Below are 664 nucleotides of genomic sequence, written 5' to 3' on the forward strand. Positions count from 1 at the left end.
TTAGCCACGTCCCCTTTAGTTCAGCACCTTTAGGCCCTAAGCTCTATGAAAATACGTGGCACCACCATCAGAACGGAACAACAATGGAAGAGGTCAACAAGATCATCCATAGTAGGTTCACTCATAGAGGCGGTGTTTCTATTAAAAGAAATGGATCATAATATGTTCATCCCGAATGGAAAAGCGGATCTGCAAAGTATCATTAATTTCGAGCACGAATTTCACTTTCAGATTCCTGATGATTATAGAAAATTTCTTCAGGATTCAAATGGTGGGGCATGCAAGAATTCACAAATAAAGTCGCAGGAGCTGGGAGATCTGCTTATCGACTACCTATTTGGGCTCGATGGTGTGGACGAGTTAAACTTGCGATTCTGGAAAAATGAACTAAAATCGGAGATCCCGCAGGATTCATTAATTATTGGCAGTGATTCGGGCGGCGGCTTTCTCCTTCTTTGTTTGGAAGAGGGCCTGGAGGGGATCTACTACTACGATCATTCGTATCTTTTCGAGTCATCTAGTGATACAAGAAATACATACTTCATTTTTTCGACTTTTCATGAGCTTTACCTTGAACTGAAGAAGTAGTTAACGGTGAGTTGTCCTGTCCGCTGTCCAAATAGCCTTTTCATGCCACCCGTGGGGAATCAAAGGGGACGGAGGC

The 664-nt window shown here is 43.1% G+C and carries 2 protein-coding genes; both read left to right on the forward strand.

Features of this window, described 5'->3' with window-relative positions; genetic code table 11:
- A partial coding sequence (locus UU7_RS19185) for an HNH endonuclease (RefSeq protein WP_193385096.1) occupies positions 1 to 161 on the forward strand: 161 nt, incomplete at its 5' end.
- A gap of 1 nt (position 162) precedes the next feature.
- Positions 163 to 588: an SMI1/KNR4 family protein gene (locus UU7_RS18560; protein WP_007810809.1), complete on the forward strand. Its 426-nt coding sequence runs from the start codon at positions 163 to 165 to the stop codon at positions 586 to 588.
- Positions 589 to 664: the final 76 nt, after the last annotated feature.

The sequence above is a fragment of the Rhodanobacter spathiphylli B39 genome (assembly GCF_000264295.1).
In the GTDB taxonomy this organism is placed as follows: domain Bacteria; phylum Pseudomonadota; class Gammaproteobacteria; order Xanthomonadales; family Rhodanobacteraceae; genus Rhodanobacter; species Rhodanobacter spathiphylli.

What these genes read in the sequence shown, in the direction of transcription:
- UU7_RS18560 (WP_007810809.1), top strand. Translation starts at nt 163, where the DNA reads ATGTTCATCCCGAATGGAAAAGCGGATCTGCAAAGTATCATTAATTTC.